At 58.9% G+C, this 14499-nt stretch carries 16 protein-coding genes; 7 read left to right on the forward strand and 9 right to left on the reverse strand.

What is annotated here, in order from left to right; all coding sequences use genetic code 11:
- The first annotated feature begins 160 nt into the window (after positions 1-160).
- Positions 161-997 carry an alpha/beta hydrolase gene (locus tag B5D61_RS25095; protein WP_078816181.1) on the forward strand — a complete coding sequence of 279 codons (837 nt, stop codon included), beginning with the start codon at positions 161-163 and terminating at the stop codon, positions 995-997.
- A 19-nt stretch (positions 998-1016) separates the two neighbouring features.
- Here B5D61_RS25095 and B5D61_RS25100 read toward each other — a convergent pair whose 3' ends face one another.
- Positions 1017-1748 (reverse strand): putative polyvalent protein kinase domain-containing protein, encoded by a 732-nt coding sequence (locus B5D61_RS25100; RefSeq protein WP_342753403.1) that lies wholly within the window; start codon positions 1746-1748, stop codon positions 1017-1019.
- 152 nt (positions 1749-1900) lie between these two features.
- On the opposite strand from B5D61_RS25100, the gene B5D61_RS25110 reads away from it, so the two are divergent.
- Positions 1901-2332, forward strand: coding sequence for a hypothetical protein (locus B5D61_RS25110; protein ID WP_078816184.1), 432 nt, complete (start codon positions 1901-1903; stop codon positions 2330-2332).
- Positions 2333-2367: 35 nt separating this feature from the next.
- Here the strand turns inward: B5D61_RS25110 and B5D61_RS25115 are convergent, their stop codons facing one another.
- Positions 2368-3894, reverse strand: coding sequence for a sulfatase (locus tag B5D61_RS25115; RefSeq protein ID WP_078816185.1), 1527 nt, complete (start codon positions 3892-3894; stop codon positions 2368-2370).
- On the opposite strand from B5D61_RS25115, the gene B5D61_RS25120 reads away from it, so the two are divergent.
- Positions 3893-5062 (forward strand): hypothetical protein, encoded by a 1170-nt coding sequence (locus B5D61_RS25120; protein WP_217699068.1) that lies wholly within the window; start codon positions 3893-3895, stop codon positions 5060-5062. The genes B5D61_RS25115 and B5D61_RS25120 overlap by 2 nt on opposite strands.
- A gap of 10 nt (positions 5063-5072) precedes the next feature.
- Here B5D61_RS25120 and B5D61_RS25125 read toward each other — a convergent pair whose 3' ends face one another.
- The 5 genes from B5D61_RS25125 to B5D61_RS25145 all read right to left on the reverse strand — a co-directional run bounded on the left by B5D61_RS25125 (position 5073) and on the right by B5D61_RS25145 (position 10791).
- The gene (locus tag B5D61_RS25125) at positions 5073-8507 is read right to left on the reverse strand and encodes a transglutaminase family protein (RefSeq protein WP_078816186.1); all 3435 of its coding nucleotides are present in this window, start codon (positions 8505-8507) and stop codon (positions 5073-5075) included.
- 117 nt (positions 8508-8624) lie between these two features.
- A complete protein-coding gene (locus B5D61_RS25130; RefSeq protein WP_176159668.1) occupies positions 8625-9461 on the reverse strand; it encodes an MIP/aquaporin family protein in 837 nt (278 codons plus the stop codon).
- Positions 9462-9479: 18 nt separating this feature from the next.
- Positions 9480-9920, reverse strand: a complete 441-nt coding sequence (locus B5D61_RS25135) for an arsenate reductase ArsC (RefSeq protein ID WP_078816188.1) — start codon at positions 9918-9920, stop codon at positions 9480-9482.
- Positions 9921-9946: 26 nt separating this feature from the next.
- Positions 9947-10423, reverse strand: coding sequence for a DUF6428 family protein (locus B5D61_RS25140; RefSeq protein WP_078816189.1), 477 nt, complete (start codon positions 10421-10423; stop codon positions 9947-9949).
- 38 nt (positions 10424-10461) lie between these two features.
- Positions 10462-10791 carry an ArsR/SmtB family transcription factor gene (locus B5D61_RS25145; protein WP_078816190.1) on the reverse strand — a complete coding sequence of 110 codons (330 nt, stop codon included), beginning with the start codon at positions 10789-10791 and terminating at the stop codon, positions 10462-10464.
- Positions 10792-10904: 113 nt separating this feature from the next.
- On the opposite strand from B5D61_RS25145, the gene B5D61_RS25150 reads away from it, so the two are divergent.
- Positions 10905-11399, forward strand: coding sequence for a hypothetical protein (locus tag B5D61_RS25150; protein WP_078816191.1), 495 nt, complete (start codon positions 10905-10907; stop codon positions 11397-11399).
- Between the two features lie 114 nt (positions 11400-11513).
- Here B5D61_RS25150 and B5D61_RS25155 read toward each other — a convergent pair whose 3' ends face one another.
- Positions 11514-12167: a bifunctional 4-hydroxy-2-oxoglutarate aldolase/2-dehydro-3-deoxy-phosphogluconate aldolase gene (locus B5D61_RS25155; protein ID WP_078816192.1), complete on the reverse strand. Its 654-nt coding sequence runs from the start codon at positions 12165-12167 to the stop codon at positions 11514-11516.
- Positions 12168-12191: 24 nt separating this feature from the next.
- On the reverse strand, positions 12192-13367 hold the full coding sequence (locus B5D61_RS25160) for a sialidase family protein (RefSeq protein ID WP_078816193.1): 1176 nt from the start codon (positions 13365-13367) through the stop codon (positions 12192-12194).
- A gap of 101 nt (positions 13368-13468) precedes the next feature.
- Here B5D61_RS25160 and B5D61_RS25165 point away from each other — a divergent pair, with 101 nt between their 5' ends.
- From B5D61_RS25165 to B5D61_RS25175, 3 genes are all read left to right on the forward strand, one after another.
- A complete protein-coding gene (locus tag B5D61_RS25165) occupies positions 13469-13849 on the forward strand; it encodes a response regulator (RefSeq protein ID WP_078816194.1) in 381 nt (126 codons plus the stop codon).
- 100 nt (positions 13850-13949) lie between these two features.
- Entirely contained in the window at positions 13950-14171 is a 222-nt protein-coding gene (locus B5D61_RS25170; RefSeq protein ID WP_078816195.1) for a hypothetical protein, read from the forward strand.
- A 62-nt stretch (positions 14172-14233) separates the two neighbouring features.
- Positions 14234-14499 (forward strand): transposase (locus B5D61_RS25175; RefSeq protein WP_139373014.1); only part of this gene is annotated, 266 nt, incomplete at its 3' end.

A 14499-nucleotide genomic window follows, 5' to 3' on the forward strand; every position in this document is an offset into this window, starting at 1 on the left:
GCTCCAGAGCTAATCCCCCGAACAGCCGGATAATCCGGCGATGACGTCGCTCCAGTTTGCTCGCTTTTCCCCGCCGGACACATCCGGCCTACGGATGAGAGGCCCACGCCTTGACACTTCGTTGAACAAACTTCCCTGCAAGTCACGTTCGATCCTGACCATGCGATTTTCCTTCCTGCTGACCAGCCTCCTTACCACAGCCACCTTTGCTGCCGAGGCCCCGAAAGCCCTGCCTCTCTGGGAGAAGGGTGCCCCTGGATCCGAAGCCCGTGCGGCTGAAGCGGAGAAGACGGAAGGCAGCAATGTGGTGAACGTGCATAACCCCTCCATCACGCCTTACCTGCCTGAGAAGGATAACACAGGCATCGCGATCATCATCGCGCCCGGCGGTGGGCACTCAAAGCTGTGCCTCGGCCATGAAGGTTATGCGCTGGCCGAATGGTTTCGCGATCACGGCATCGCCGCTTTCGTTTTGAAATACCGTCTCGCTCGGGAAAAAGGCAGCACCTACACCATCCAGGATCACGCCATGGCGGATGCCCGCCGCGCCATCCGCACCGTGCGCACCCGCGCTCAGGAGTGGGGCATCGATCCGAATAAGATCGGCATCATGGGCTTCTCCGCCGGAGGTGAGCTGGCCGCCTTTGCCGCCATGCAAAATGATCCCGGTCAAGCCGATGCTGCCGACCCTATCGAGCGCGCCAGCAGCCGCCCGGATTTCCAGGCGCTGATCTACCCCGGCACCTCGAATCTCTTCTCCGCCGAGAAAGGCATGCCGCCCGTCTTCATCGCTTGTGGTTATGGCGACCGCCCGGACATCTCCGAAGGCATGGCCAGCCTGTATCTGAAATACAAGGCCGCTGGAGTGAAGGCGGAACTGCACATCTACAGCAACGCCGGTCACGGCTTTGGCTACAAACCCGGCACCACCACCGCCGCTGGTCGCTGGCCGGAGCGCTTCACCGAGTGGCTCACGGATAGCGGCTTCATGAAGTGATGGAGGAAACTCTGTCTCTTCAATAAAGTTCCAGTGCCTTGAGCGCAGCGATACGCTGCTCACGGCTTGGAAAAGAAAAGTGAACATCGATCGGCAGGATCAAGTCCGTTTGATTTCCAAGGATCGCGTTATCTTCGTGTAAATCAGTCACAAGCAGACGCCCCGCCGCTCCTCCATCGATGTAAAATTTGGCAGGCCCAGGACCCACTACCATCCCTTGCATCTCCAGCTTGCTCACCAGAAGTGCTGCGTCTGGATGACGCCCTTCAATGAAAGGTTGCGTGATAATGATGTGAAGATTTCCCTCGGATTGATAAAATCCTTCCAATTGAATATCATCATCAAACAAGTGGTTAGCCAAAAGGATATCCGTCAGATAGTCAAAGAGGGAGTCCGTCGGTTTGTAAAAGATCTCGAAGGTCTCGGGATCGAATAAACGCGGGTCATAATCTTTGATCACACGTTTCTCTCCCCGCAGAACTCCGACTTGGTGTTCAATCCCCGGAGAGAGCGGATCGCTCGCCATCATTTTGCGGATACCCTCGGCATCCAAGATCAATCCCGTATCATGGGCAAAGGCTTCGAGCGCGCGTATTTCCGGCTCTCCTGGAGCGTCTTGATGACCTGATTGGTGATCTCCCCCTGCCTGTTCAACTGCGCGTGCCGCGCTGCGGAGAAGACCTGCCGCATCTCCAAATACGGCATAGGCTTTTTCGAGGGCATCGGGTCCTGAGACATACGGCAAGTTCAATTGCTCATGAATATGCGTCTTCGGAGAGGATGTGCACGAAAAAAGTTACCCTCGGCTCTCGTTCAGATCTACGCATGGCTGCTCATCAATTCATGAAGTGAGTCGGAGCTCCGCTCTTGCCCAAGCTGCCACCCGCTCCTATAAGCAGGGCCATGACATCTGCTGCCCATCCCCCTGGAGCCCTGCTGGCGAAGCTGGGTGCGTTTTTACAAGTGGCCCAGGTCGTGGGGTTTGCCACCATGTGGTGGACCCTGCATCATGACATCCAAGAGGCCCGAATCGCTCCACAGGATGTGGAAGCCACGATGCAGCAGGTCCAGAGCATGAACCAACTCATGGAGGCTTCCTCCATCTACATGTTTGCCGGTGTGGGCGTGGCTATCCTGGGCATCCTCATGGTCATTCTCGCCGCCACGGTGTATCGTTACCGGGCCCAGTGGTTCTTCTGGTTTCTGTGCATCTATGGCGGGGCCATGCTACTATCTTACATGCTGCCCTTCGGCCTGTTTTTTGTGATCTATGCGCTGCTGAAAAAGAAGGAGTTCCCGCTCGATCCTCCGCCGGCGCCAGGGACACTCGTGTAAAGAGGCCCGGCGCATGGAGAGGCGGACAAGGAGACTTACTCCGCCTGCTTTTTCTTCGCCGCACCCGGGGCCTTCGCTTGGCCTTTACCTTGGCCTTGGCCCTTTTTCTTTTTGCCGGGCTGGGCGTCTTTGGCGGCACCGCCGGGGGCTTTGAATTGGGGTTTGGCCTCAGGATGGGTGGCCAGGATGGCGAGCATGTCTTTCACCACCTCAGGGCGCTCGGAGGCGAGATTTTGGGTCTCCAGAGGATCGTCTTGGTAATCGTAAAGCTCCAGGGCATCTGCAGGCTCGGAGCCCCCGGCCTTCTTCCACTCGACGAGGCGGTAACGATCCGTGCGGATGGCGCGACCTAACAAACTGTTTCTCGGATAGACATGAATGACGCTGTCACGCGTCTTCGTGCTGGGGTCGGCAATGACGGAGGCGAAGCTCTTGCCATCCAGACCTGTGGGAGCGGGCAGACCGGCCAGCTCACAGAGGGTGGGGTAGATGTCCACGGTCTCGATCAGGGACGCGGTCTTCACACCGGCGGGCTTGCCAGGGGCGGAGACGATGACGGGGATGCGGGCGGCTTGCTCGTAGTTGGTGTGTTTGCACCACATGCTGTGATCTCCCAGATGCCAGCCGTGGTCACCCCAGAGGAGGATGATGGTGTTCTCGGCCTGGCCGCTGGCATCCAGCGCCTTCAGCACCTTGCCGATCTGAGCATCGGTGTAGCTGGTGGCGGCATAATACCCATGGATCAGGTTGCGCGTCATGGTGTCATCGATCGGCCCGGTGCGCGGCATGTCGCTGTATTGGCGCAGCTCACCGCCATACTGCGGGGCGTATTCAGGGGCTCCCTTCGGCGCTTCCTTCACCTGCGGCATGGGCAGCTTGGCCGGGTCATAGAGATCCCAATATTTCTTCGGCGCGACGAAGGGCAGGTGCGGGCGGATGAAACCCACGGCGATGAAAAAAGGCTGCTCGGGGGTCTTGGCCGCAGTTTCGATCCGCTTCACCGCTTCCAACGCCACGAGTCCATCGGCATAGGTTTCATCACCCGTCTCCGCGCTTTCCGTGGCCCAGCCGCGATCCGAGCCAAACTTGGCATCGCGTGTGGTGGCCGTGCTCTCGGGGTTGATGTAGGTGGGGGCCTTGGGTTTCCAAGACGGCACCGACCAGGAGGCGGCATCGTCAATGTTGCCATGTCCCACGTGCAGGATCTTGCCCATGCCCTCGGCTTTGTAGCCCTGCTTCATGAAGTATTGCGTCATCGTCACCGCATCCGGAGCGGCTTTGCGGAAGTGCGTGGAGAGTTCATAGATGCCCAGGTTTTGCGGGCGCAGGCCCGTCATCAGGGAGTTGCGAGAGGGCGAGCAGACAGCCTGATTGCAGTAGGCTTTTTCAAAAAGCACCCCGCGCTTGGCCAGGGCATCCATGTTCGGTGTCACTGCCGTGGTATCGCCAAAGCAGGCGATGTTTGGTTTGAGGTCATCCACACAGATCATGAGGATGTTCGGCTTAGCCGCCTGGAGGGGGGCCGCGGCGAGGAGAAAGAGAGCTGTCAGACGCAAGTGCATGAGGCGCACGGAAACGATGGGCGGCGTTTCCGTCTTGCATGGGCTGCGCCGTCCTGATTACCCTGCGCCGCAGACACCGACCGATCCCATGCGCCCGCTGCTTTTCCTCCTGGCCCTGACTCTGGCCAGCCCTGCCCTCCAGGCCGCCACCACCGTCTCCATCACAGGTGGAGATTTTTTCATCCATGGCAAACCCACCTATGAAGGGCGTGTCTGGCAGGGGCAGCGTATCGAGGGCCTGCTGCTGAACTCACGCATGGTGCAGGCCAGTTTCGATGATCGCAATCCCGCGACGGTGGAGCAATGGGCCTACCCCGATACGAAACAGTGGGATGCGGAGCGCAACACCACGGAATTCATCGCCCAGATGCCGGTGTGGCGTGCCCATGGCTTACTGGCCATCACGCTCAATCTCCAGGGCGGCTCCCCCTATGGCTACTCCAAGGATCAGCCCTGGCATAACTCCGCCATCAACCCTGATGGCACCCTCGACCCGGCCTACCTCGCCCGAATCGGCCGCGTGATTGAGAAAGCCGATGAACTCGGGATGGCCGTCATTCTGGGGTATTTTTACTTTGGCCAAGATGAACGCGTGAAGGACGAAGCCGCCGTGATCCGCGCTGTGGAGGCCGTCACCCGCTGGATTCTCGATCAAGGCTGGCAGCATGTGCTGGTGGAGATCAACAACGAGGCCAACATCAAAAAGTATGACCACGCCATCCTGAAAGCGGATCGCGTGCATGAGCTCATCCAGCGGGTGCAAGCCGTGCAGAAGGATGGCCGCCGCCTCCTCGTCAGCACCTCCTTCGGCGGTGGCGCGGTCCCTTCACCGGGGGTGATCGAGTGCGCCGATTTCCTGCTCATTCACGGCAATGGGGTCAAAGGACCCGAGGCGATGCAGAAATTCATCACCCGCGTGAAAACCGCTGCGGCGGGCAAGAGCTACCCCATCGTCATCAATGAAGATGATCATTTCGACTTCGACCAGCCTAACAATAACTTCACTAGCGCCATCAAGGAGCACGTCTCCTGGGGTTACTTCGACTACCGGATGAAGGGCGAGGGCTATGAGGAAGGTTATCAAAGCGTGCCCGTGAACTGGGGCCTCAGCAGTGCGAGGAAACGAGGTTTCTTCACCCTGCTGAAGCAGATCACAGGCACACCATGACGGTTTCCTTTTAGCCCAATCTCAGGTCCAGCGTGAAGGGGAACTCCGGCACGACCGGGATCTCCTGCGGCACCACTTGGCCTGGGGTGTGGCCGGTGGGGAAGAAACGGGCGAGGCGACGGCTTTCGGCTTCGTAGCTGTTGACCGGGAAGGTTTCAAAACTACGTCCACCGGGATGCGCCACATGGTAGGTGGCACCGCCGAGGCTGCGTTTGTTCCAGGTATCCACGATGTCGAACACCAGCGGGCTGTGCACGCCGATGGTCGGCTGCAGGCAGTTCGGTGGCTGCCAAGCGCGGTAACGCACCCCGGCCACGTATTCACCCACGACACCCGTCGGATGCAGCGGCACCAGGCAGCCATTGCAGGTCACCACGAAGCGACCGTTGACGAGGCCGCTTGTCTTCACCTGCACGCGCTCCAGACTGCTATCCACATAGCGCACGGTGCCACCGGGGGCTCCGTCTTCACCCAGCACGTGCCACGGTTCGATGGCGGTGCGCAGTTCCAAATTGACTCCCCGTTGATTGATATGCCCCACGGTCGGGAACTTGAACTCGAGATGTGGCGCAAACCAGTCGGGTGACATGGCATAACCCGCGCCTTGGAAGTCCTCGATCACATCCTTGAAGTCATCCCAGATGAAGTGCGGCAGCAGATAACGGTCATGCAGTTCCGTGCCCCAGCGGACCAAGTTACATTCATACGGCTCCTTCCAGAAGCGAGCGATGGCCGCACGCATGAGAAGTTGCTGAGCGAGGCTCATCTCCGGATGCGGAGGCATCTCAAAGGAGCGCAGCTCCACCAGACCGAGACGACCGCTGCTGCTGCCGGGGTCAAAGAGTTTATCAATGCAGAACTCGGTGCGGTGGGTGTTACCCGTCGCATCCACCAGGATGTTGCGGAAGATACGATCCACCAGCCAAGGCGGCGTGTGGCCCTTCTCAGCCGTGTGGCGATTGAGCTCTTTGAAGGCCACTTCCAGCTCGAACAGCGCATCGTTACGGGCCTCATCCACACGCGGGTGCTGGCTGGTTGGCCCGATGAACAAACCGCTGAAAAGGTAGCTCAGGGACGGGTGATTGTGCCAGTAGCCTAACAAAGACTTTAGCAAATCTGGACGCCGCAGGAATGGGGAGTGCCGCGGCGTCTCTCCACCCACCACGATGTGGTTCCCACCGCCGGTGCCGGTATGGCGGCCATCCACCATGAATTTCTCCGTGCCCAGGCGTGTGAGGCGGGCTTCCTCATAGAGGATCTTGGTGTTGTTCACCATCTCATCCCACTTCTTCACCGGGTGCATGTTGACCTCGATCACCCCGGGGTCAGGTGTGACCTTGATCACCTGCAGGCGCGGGTCATATGGCGGCGGTGTGCCCTCGATGATGACTGGCGTCTTCAAAGTCGCCGCCACATCTTCCACGACAGCCACGAGGTCCAAATAATCCTCCACCTCAGCCACCGGTGGCATGAAGACATGCAGGCGGCCATCGCGGGGTTCAAAGCAAATGCCCGTGCGAATGATCCAACCGGCGGACTCCTGCTGAGCGGGGTAACGCTCGATGTAGTCATCGATCTCCTCCGGCTTCAACGGATCCAGGCGGCGGCGTTCCGGTTTCCCCTGCCCCGCATAGATGCCCTCGCCATAGCTGCCGGGAACGTTGAAGGGATCCGCACCGTTGCCGGTCCACTCACCAAAGGCTTCCAGGAATTTCTGACGGCTCTCAGGGCGGGGCGGCAGGTCGGGCCAGTCCTTGGTCGGGTCTTCAGGGTGGATCCAGGGATAGTCCGTTTTGCTCACCCACGGGATGGAATCCAAGGGTAACCGCAGCCCCATGGGCGAATCCCCCGGGATAAGGAACATGTGGTCATCCCGCACGAACCAAGGACCGCTGACCCAGCGCAATTCATCCCCATAATAGTTGCGCTGAATGGGCAGGACGTAGCCGACCACTTTGTCTAGACCCTGCTCGAAGACCTTGGTCAGACGCTTGCGCTCCTCAGGATCGTCGAGGTTGGATTTCAAAACATCCACGTTCACCGGCAGGCGCTTCTCCTTCCACATGTAGTAGAAGGCATCTTCATACCCCGGCTTCAGCCACTTGGGGTTCACCCCCAGACCAGCCGCCAAGGCCACGCCAAAGGCACGTGCCAGATTCTCATTGTGGCCGTAATCCTTCGCTTCGTCCGCGATCAAGCGATCATCCGCCCACACCGGGACGCCATCTTTGCGCCAGTAGCAGCCCAAGGCCCAACGCGGCAGAGACTCTCCAGGATACCACTTGCCAGTGCCATAGTGCAACAATCCGCCCTGACCAAACTGGTGGCGCAAGCGCTTGATGAGCTCGCCAGAGAGCAGGCGTTTTTTCGGTCCCACCGCAGCGGTGTTCCACTCCTCCCCTTCCATGTCATCGATGCTCACGAAGGTGGGCTCTCCGCCCATGGTCAGGCGCACATCGCCAGACTCCAGTTCTCCGTCAATCTGATAGCCCAGTTCTTCAATGGCCTTCCACTGTTCCTCTGTGTAGGGCTTCGTCACCCGCGGTGATTCAAAGATGCGCGTGACGGCCATCTCGTGACCGAACTCCACCTCGCACTTGTCCACCAAGCCCGTGACGGGGGCCGCACTGGTGGGATCAGGGGTCGAGGCCAGCGGGATGTGCCCCTCACCGGCAAAGAGACCCGAGGTGGGGTCCAGTCCCACCCAACCCGCGCCAGGGAGATACACCTCACACCAGGCATGCAGATCGGTGAAATCCACCTCAGTGCCGCTGGGGCCATCCAGAGACTTCACATCCGCCTTGAGCTGAATGAGGTAACCGCTGACGAAGCGCGCCGCCATGCCCAGATGACGCATGATTTGCACCATGAGCCAGGCACTGTCACGGCAGGAGCCACTGCACAGATCCAGCGTCTCCTCCGGCGTCTGCACACCGGGCTCCATACGAATGGTGTAACTGATGTCCTTCCACAGGGACTGATTCAGCATGACCAGGAAATCAATCGTCCGCATGGGCGCCTTACCCGCCGTCATCTGCTGGCGGATGCCGCGCAGATAGCCTCCCAGCAGAGGCGTCAGCGGGAGCTTGCGATGAAACGGCTCCAGCTCATGCGCCAGCACCGGATCATAGTGAAACGGCACCGTCTCCGCCTGCGGCTCAAGGAAGAAGTCGAAGGGGTTGAACACCGCCATCTCCGCCACCAGATCCACCTCCACGGATAGCTCCGTGGTTTTTTCGGGGAAAACCAGTCGCGCCAGATAGTTGCTCTGCGGGTCCTGCTGCCAGTTGATGAAATGATTCTCGGGGGTGATTTTCAGGGAGTAACTGAGAATCGGTGTGCGGCAATGCGGGGCAGGTCGCAGACGCACGATGTGAGGCGAGAGATTCACAGGGCGGTCAAACAGATACCGCGTGACGTGACGGAGGGCGACGTGGATGGCCATGAGGAGAGGTTGGTCCTTCGTAGCTAAGCACAGCGCGTGCCAGCGAGGAATTGGAAACTTGTCGGCATTTCCGAATCTGCCCCGCAACTTCAACTGCTTTTTCCTCAAGAAGGCACTCTAAGTGGGCTCATCGCTCAGCTTGGCAGCCTCAGAATCCACAGGCAAAGGAGCCAACACCCGAAAATAAAATCCCGCCCCCAACCAAGCTCCGATCACAGGAGCCAAGACATACACCGTCAACCAACCCCAGCCATTCGTGCTGAAGGGCACGGCACCCCATCCGGCGAGAGCCGAATACAGACGCGGTGCCAGATCTCGGGCGGGATTGAAGCACGCCATGGTCAGCGGTCCTAACAAACAAATGAGCAAAGTCACTGTGAAGCCGACACCGCAAGCCACCACTGTCAGAGAATACGAGCGATGGCGTCGATCTGACAGACCACAGATGACTAGAAGCAGGATGGCGGTGCCGATCACTTCCGCTCCAAAGGCTTGCACCGATGAAACCAGCGGCAGTGCCTCGGCTGCTGGCAACGGCATCCCGCCTGGGTTGGGGAAAAACTCCCCGAAGATCATGGCCGTGGCCTCACTTCCTGTCTGACCACGCACAAGGTGATGGAGCGATTCGTAACGGAGAAGCGCTTGATGAAACAATCCGTGCAAGGCCGCTGCCGCCGCAAAGGCTCCGAGCATCTGCGCCGCGAGATACACCGGCACCAGGGCTCTCGAAAAACCGCGCCAGCAGGCGAAGGCGATGGTCACCGCTGGATTCAAATGAGCCCCACTCAGAGAAGCCGTGAGATGAATGGCCACGACGATGCCCAGTCCCCAAATCATCGCGACAGGGAACGCCCCAAGTGCAGCCGGTGTGAGAATGGCGGAAGCGACACTCCCACAGCCGAAAAACACCAGCAGGAATGTGCCCACGAACTCCCCCACAAAACAGCGGCGCATCGTCATGTTGAGCGTTGGTTAAACGTTCGCTTTCAAACCCTCACGCAACCCGGCGGCATAGGCCCCGAACACGAGCTGAATCTGATCCCGCACGCGTCGGAATTCCGCCATCACTTCCTCCTCGGTGCCGGTAGCGTGGGCCGGATCATCAAAGCCCCAGTGATACCGATTCACCTGGCCGGGATAGATGGGGCAAGCCTGGTCGGCATTTCCACACACCGTGATGACGGTGGCAATGTCACGATCCAGGAAATCGTTCATGTGCTTGGAGGTATGCGTGGAGATATCCAGGCCAATCTCCGCCAGGGCGGCGATGGCTTTCGGATGCACATACCCTGCCGGCTTAGACCCGGCACTGTGCACCTCCACCAAGTCACCTGCCACATGGCGCAAGATGCCCTCCGCCATGTGACTGCGGCAGGAGTTGCCTGTGCAAAGAATGAGAACTCTAGGTTTCATCAATGGGTTCGCGATTCAGATTATCGTTAGCAACAACCGCTGCCAGGGGCACAGCCGAGCAGATTCACCGTTGGCGCGGGTCCGCAGACTCCCGGCAGGCACAGTTCCTTAGCCAAACAGTCCGTATGCTTCAGGCCGAGCTGAAAGGTCAGACGCCCCTCCTCCGCCTGAGCACCGACCACGCGGAACTGGCTCACCGAGAAGTCCTCATACTCGATCTCCACGGGCAGATCCTGATGCGGTAAAACCTCTCCAGCTTTACCAAAGATCATGGCCAGCCTCCCAGCCACCAGACGATGCTCGGTATCATCGGCCACCCAGGTTTGCAGCAGGCAGCTCTCGGTGCTCCGACGAGTGCCCCCGCAATCGATGAAGTTCTTTTTCACATGCCCCACTTCAGTGATGTGGAAGTGGGCGGGGATGAAACCACCATCCGGTAGCACGAACAGCAGCGGCAGCTCTGCATGAGTTTTCAAATGAGAAACGAAGGATTCAATAGTCATGGTTGGTTAGGCTTTTAGAGTTTCATTCTGGAAATCGATCAATCACAACACCCCACCGCGCAGGCATCCTCACCGGGGGTCAACTCATCCAGGCAGCGCAAGAACGCTCCCAGGCAAGTGCAGGCGAGGCGGTAGTAAATGTTCAGCCCCCGCTTTTCACAGGTCAGCACGCCAGCCGCACGCATCAGGCTCAGGTGCTTGGACACCGTGGAGATATCTGCCCCCACCAACGCTTGGAGATCACACACGCACATCTCCCCCTTCATCAGGGCCTCGGCAATCCTCATGCGGGACGGATGAGCCAGCGCCTTCATCACCGTCACTCGGCGCTCGGTGGGATCAGGAAGTGAAATTCGGGTGCGGGCCATCTATTTGGTCATTTTGCCAAATAGCCAAGCAGATGCAAGTAACCTTTCGTTTCTTTTACCGTTCCATTCTTGTCATCCGATAAGCGCTTTGCTTGTCTCATCGCTACGTTCTCATGAAACCATCCTCCATCCTCGTCCTCCTCACTCTCACGGCCTCGATTGTTTTGACTGGCTGCGGCACCTCCGAAAGTCCCGCCCCAGCCACCAGCACGGGCACATCCGCCACAGCTAGCGCCCCCGCATCCGCCACCAATGCGGATGGCGACATCACCGATCCGAATCAGGTGAATAACAGGACGCATCTCTCCAAGGCCGCCGCCCAGATCCAGGATGGTGTGACCACCAAGAAAGATGTGGTGCGTAAGCTGGGTCTCTTTTACAAGAAAGGCACCGACGCCGCAGGCCGCGCCACCGCCACCTGGACCTTCAACCAAAGTAAGGGCACCGCGAAGTCTTACATCCCCGGCGCTGCCTTCATTCCTGGAGCCATGATCACCTACTATCAAACCGTGACCATCAGCCTGGATGCCAATGAAACCGTCGTCTCCCACAGCTTTGTCGAAAGCACGAAGGAGAAGACCGGCATGGGCTTCAGCTACGGTTCTTAATTTTCCGTTAGGCCGTTTGATCGAACCTCAACGCGCAGGGGGCTCTGTCCCCTGCGCGTTTTATTTTTTCCCTGCGTCAGCGCGGTCATTCGGTCTGCATGGCATGCCAATCGATCACCCACGCACGCGCTGCACCACAGCACGCACCTCCGCCGCGCGGGCCGTGATCGCCGCCCAGTCCTTCTGCTGGATGAGCTCACGTGGAGCTAGCCAGGAGCCGCCCAGGGCATGCACACTGGGTTCCTGCAGATAAGCCTCGGCATTCCCTGCCCCCACCCCACCTAACGGGATGTATTTCACACCCAGATGTGCGAAGGGCGCAGCGATGGTGCGCAGGTAGGCCAAGCCTCCGCAGGGCTCCGATGGAAAGAACTTGAGCAAACGGCAGCCTTGCTCAACCGCCAGCTCGATGTCCGTGGGGGTGCAAACACCCGGCGCGAAAGGAAGACCGATGCGCTGAGCCTCGGCCACCACGCGTGGATTCATGCCAGGGGCCACACCGAACGCCGCGCCCGCCTCCTTCACTTCATTGACCTGACCAAGGGTCAAGATCGTGCCGACGCCGACTTTCATTTCCGGCACTTCTGCGCGAATGCGCTGCAGCGCCTCCATGGCCACCGGTGTGCGCAGCGTCAGCTCCAGGCAATCCACCCCGCCTGCCACCAACGCACGTGCCACAGGCACAGCGGCCTCCACTTCATCCAGCATGAGCACGGCTATCACTCCCGCAGCATGCAGGTGCTTCTTCAAGGGCTCTGAAAACGACATATCAAATCAAAAACAATCTTTTGGTTATTCCAACACGCCAAACATGATCCGCTCTTTCCGGCTGGGATCACGGTCCCCCTGCGTCACGCCGAGGTAGATGCGCCCTTCATATTCACGAAAGACCGGGTATTGAAAAGACTTCTCGGTCTCAAAGCGATATTTACGCTCCCAGTTCGTGCCGTCCTCGGAGATATCCAGATTGAAGACGGAGCGGCTGACGCCATTGATCTGGGTGGATTCCTGCCAGCCTAGCCAATACAGGCCCTTCATCTGATCGAAGGTGGGTTTGGAGCTCGCGCCATTCGGCACCCAGGGCTTGTGCTCATTCACCGTCCAGGTGCGGCCATCGCGACTGGTGGTAAAAGTGTAATTACGATTGCCTCCCTCCTGCCGACAGATGGCCATCCAGGTGCCATCCGGGAGACGGTTCACCGCCGACTCGGTCAGCTTCAGCGTGCCCGGCTCATTGTAGTGCCCCAGCACCTCAAAGGTATCCCGGGCCTCATTCACCACGGCCAGCGCGTTTTGCCCGCCGGGGTAGTTGTTCAAAGCTACATACAGCTTGCCATCGAAGCTCTTGAAGGAATCAAACAGATACAGCCCGAAATCCACGGCGGGTCGTGTGAACCCCTGGGCCGCTGCATCCGCATGGAAATACTGCGGCTGCATCTCATGCGTGCCACTGGCGGTTTTCAGATAGGCTTTGTGCAGCTTGTTCTCAAACGACTGCGTCGTCAGATCATAATCCAGATACCAGGTCTGGGCCTGACGCTTCTTGGGCGCCTCACTGGCGAAGTAGATCCGCAGCGTCTGATCATCCTTTTGCAGAATCCTCGGCACAAAGCAGGCCCCGACAGGCAGCGTGACGTTTTCAAACACCTGCTCAGAGCGGGCAAAGACCTGCTGCTTTTCCACCTTCAGGGTCGCCACATCCACCACCGATAGCGTGACATAGATGAACGGCCACTCCGCACTTTCTCCTCCCTGCACGTCATTCGCCTCGACCACGATGTAGGCCTTCCCCTTGACGATGACCATCTCCGCATCATGCGCCCCTTTCACCTGAGGCTCCGTGGTGTTCACCAACGCCGCCATGACCTCATCTCCGGCAGCTTTGGCATTCCAGTCAGCCGGCAGGAGGGCGGCTGGGGCAGAAGCGAGCCCGAACGTCCAAAAACTCATCAAGATAGGTCGGATCATGGTCAGAAAAGAAGCTCTCTACTACACGGCCAGAATTCGATTTCCTACAACCATCATCACCCAAGTTGCTGCCAGACACGTATCTTCAAGCCGACCCTATCATGCCACTGCGGATTTTCATTGTTGAGGACCATGTCGAGACTCTGAAGGCTGTGCAAGCCTACCTGGAGCGCCGGGGGCATGAGGTGGAGACGGCCACCTTGATGCAGGAAGCCCTCACCCAGTGGTCCGCTGAGAACTTTGACCTCCTGCTAGCCGATATTGGCCTGCCAGATGGAGACGGCTGGGAGATGATGCGCCTGCTGCGCAAAAATCCTCCGCGCTACGCGGCGGCAATGAGCGGTTATGGGACCCCGGCAGACATCGCCCACAGTCAGAGTGTGGGGTTCAAACGCCACCTTGTGAAACCCGTACGCCATGAAGATCTGGATGCCGTGGTGGCGGAGGCACAGGCGATGAAGGATGGCCTGTCTGAGGGTTAATCCCCCAGAGCTCTCCATTCCAAGAGGGCGCAAAAGCACCCAGCCTTGCGAATACTGTCTGCGCCATGCTTTGGCCGAACCTTCACGCCCTCAGAACACTATGAAAACTCCATCTCCCCAAGCTGCCGATCACGATCAGGCTCAATCCGCCAAACCGCTCCAGGATCAACCGGTGAAGACGGATGAATCTCAGGGCGGAGTCACGGCCCAAGAACGCATCGATGAAGCGATGGCCGAGTCCTTTCCTGCCAGCGATCCCCCTTCCTGGACCTCTGGGGTGAAGCATAAGGAAGACGACCTCACCGAAGACAGCTCAAACTAGAGCGTGTTATGAACTTTGAAAAGGCGCTGTACAATGGGTGAAAGAGTGAGCATAAGCTTGGGATGGCAGCCAAGACCGTGAAACCCAAGCCTCCGTATCCCACCGATGTCAGCGATGAAGAGTGGCAGTTCTGCCGCCCTTACCTTGAACTCATGACGGAAGAGGCTCCGCAACGGGAGCACTCCTTGCGCGATGTGTTCAATGCCGTTCGTTATGTCGTCCGGGCTGGTTGCCCTTGGAGAATGCTGCCCCATGACCTGCCGCCTTGGGCCATTGTTTACCAGCAATGGCAGCGCTGGATCAAGGCTGGGTGCTTGGAGGCCATGGC

It is taken from the genome of Prosthecobacter debontii (genome assembly GCF_900167535.1).
Lineage (GTDB): Bacteria > Verrucomicrobiota > Verrucomicrobiia > Verrucomicrobiales > Verrucomicrobiaceae > Prosthecobacter > Prosthecobacter debontii.